The sequence below is a fragment of the Actinocrinis sp. genome (genome assembly GCF_035938995.1).
GTDB lineage: Bacteria > Actinomycetota > Actinomycetes > Streptomycetales > Catenulisporaceae > DASZGI01.
On the sequence record NZ_DASZGI010000386.1, the window covers coordinates 1 to 2,555 of the forward strand.

A 2,555-nucleotide genomic window follows, 5' to 3' on the forward strand; every position below is an offset into this window, starting at 1 on the left:
GGTGAGTGCTCACGGCAAGTGTTTCAGCGCCTCGCGTCGTGACAACGGGCTCAGTTCGTGGGTTTCGGCGAAGGATCGCACCCATGCCGGGTCGGTTCGCGCGTAGTCCCGCAGCGCCCACCCGATCGCTTTGCGCAGGAAGAAGTCGCCGTCGCCTATGGCTGACTCGATCGCGATCGTGAGTAGCTCTACGTCGGCCCGGTCACGCGTCCCGAGCTGGCAGATGATTGAGGCCCGCCGCAGCCACCGGTCCTCGCTGCGGGTCCATGTCAGCAACGCCGGGCGGACCTCGGCCGGCCAGCTGAGCAGCAGGTCACCGACCCGGTGCGCTAGCTCGTCCACGTAGTCCCACCACGCGCCGGTGACGATCAGTTCCCGCAGCGTCTGGAGGACGGTTGGCTCCCGGAGCCGCCGCGCCGCAGGTGTGTCGAGCAACGTGATCGCGGCGTACCGCTCCTCGCGATAGCCCGCCTCCCGCCATAGCCGCAGGACCGTGTCAATGAGGTCCGCTGAGGTGGTGAACGGCCGCAGCTTCGCCTCCGCCTGGGTGAGAGTTCGCATCATCGGCACCCGGACGCCGAGGAACGGGGTGGCTGACTTCATGTACGCCTGCATAGGCCGGGCCAGTTCCGGCTGCGCAGCCCCGCGGAGCGCGGCACGCACCGCTTCGATCAGCTCGACGTCCGCAGCCACGCCGGAACGGTAAACCACTCGGCGGCGCTGCACAAACGACCTGCGATGGACGTTGCACGGGCAGGCCGGCGACAGGCCAGGATGTCCTGGAGGGCGGGCTGTACTGGCCGGCGGGTTTCAGCGGGCTTGCAGCGCTCGCGTTCAGCTGGTCTTCCGGTGGTGGCTGCATCCTCGGGTCGCAGGGCTGCTAACGCCTGGGCGGCAGAGGCATGAGCGAGGGTTGCCATGATGATGGCGAGTGCGGCCCGCCCGGGCAGGGGAGGCGATGTGCTGGCTGAATGGGCGCAGAGCCTCACCGGCCAGACCGCCGGGCGAAGCCGGGGCCGTCTGCGGTTCGCGTTTTACGGGCGGGTGTCGACCGAGGACTGGCAGGATCCGGTGACGTCGCGGGCGCGGCAGCTGCAACAGGCGGTAATGATGTTGGCGGGGCACGGCGTAATCGTGGCAGAGTTCTTCGACACAGGTGAGAGCCGGACCTTGCCGTGGGCGCGGCGGCCGCAGGCCGCCGCCCTGGTCGCGCAGCTGGCCGATCCGGACCGCGGGTGGGATGCGATTGTGATGGGGGAGTACGAGCGCGCGTTTTACGCCAGCCAGTACGCGTCGATGGCGCCGCTGTTCGAGTATTACGGCGTCGGCCTGTGGATGCCCGAAGTGGGCGGTCGGGTCGACTGGCACGCTGAGGACCACGAGCAGACCATGCTCGCGCTCGGCCTGTCCTCCAAGCGGGAGATTTCGGGGTCGAGGGCCGCGGCAGGTTCTACGACTCCGTCGGCGCGCTCCGCGACGTGGTCCAGAACCACCTGCTGCAGGTGCTGGCCCTGGTCGCCATGGACCCGCCGGCCGACGCTAGCGCCGGCGACACGCAGGACAAGAAGGCGGAGGTGTTCCGCGCCATGCCGCCCGCCGACCCGCAGTACTACGTGCGCGGCCAGTACGAGGAGTACGCCGACGTCCCCGGCGCGGCGCCGGATTCGACCACCGAGACCTACGTGGCGCTGCGGCTGGAGATCGACAACTGGCGCTGGGCCGACGTCCCAGTCTTCCTGCGGGTCGGCAAGGCGCTGCCGCACAAGGTGACCGAGGTGCGGCTGTTCCTGCGTCGCGAGCCCCGGCTGGCCTTCCTTTCCTTGCCGACCAGGGCCGACCCCAACCAGATCGTGCTGCGGATCGACCCGGATCCGGGCCTGCGGCTGCAACTGTCTGCGCTGGCCGAACAGTCCTGGCGCCCGGTCCACCTGGACACCTCGTTCGCCCGCGAGCTGGGCGAACCGCCGGAGCCGTACAAGCGGCTGCTGCACGCCGCGCTGGTCGGCGACCATCAGCTCTTCGCCAGAGAGGACAGCGTCGAGGAGACCTGGCGCATCGTGCAGCCGCTGCTCGACCACCCGCCCGACGTCCGCCCCTACCCGCGCGGATCCTGGGGGCCCGAGGAGGCGGAAGCCCTGGTCCGCGGCTACCCGCGCTGGCAGCAGCCATGGCTGCCCACGGAGAGCTGAGCCCAACGGACCGCTGAGCCCGCGGACGGGCTCACCGCGGGTCGGCGATGGCGTCGATCTGCGTATCCGGCTGATAGGTGTAGGCCGCCTCGCGCACGGTCTCGCGGGTTTCGAGTACCGCGCCGAGGGCGCCGCCCAGCGTCGCGATCGAGGTGGCCAGCCAGGCCAGGCTGACCTGGTCGGCCACCCCGGCCCGGTGCCCGAGGACCAGGCTGAGCAGGTTCCCCGGCACCAGCAGCAGCGCCGCGGCGAGCATGGCGATGAACAGGGCGAGGTACAGAGCGGCCACGCCGATGCCCACCGTGGCCGCGGTGACGACGTTGAACAAGGCCACCTGCTCGCGCGCGGCCGGGTGCGGGCTGCGCT

At 70.4% G+C, this 2,555-nt stretch carries 1 protein-coding gene and 2 pseudogenes; 1 reads left to right on the forward strand and 2 read right to left on the reverse strand.

What is annotated here, in order from left to right:
• Window positions 1-9: 9 nt before the first annotated feature.
• Window positions 10-693, reverse strand: a complete 684-nt coding sequence (locus tag VGZ32_RS26720) for a DNA alkylation repair protein (protein WP_326888980.1) — start codon at window positions 691-693, stop codon at window positions 10-12.
• 713 nt (window positions 694-1,406) lie between these two features.
• On the opposite strand from VGZ32_RS26720, the pseudogene VGZ32_RS26725 reads away from it, so the two are divergent.
• A pseudogene (locus tag VGZ32_RS26725) lies at window positions 1,407-2,189 on the forward strand (glucose-6-phosphate dehydrogenase); the annotation flags it as partial.
• 31 nt (window positions 2,190-2,220) lie between these two features.
• On the opposite strand, the pseudogene VGZ32_RS26730 reads toward VGZ32_RS26725, so the two are convergent.
• Window positions 2,221-2,555, reverse strand: a pseudogene (locus VGZ32_RS26730) (hypothetical protein); the annotation flags it as partial.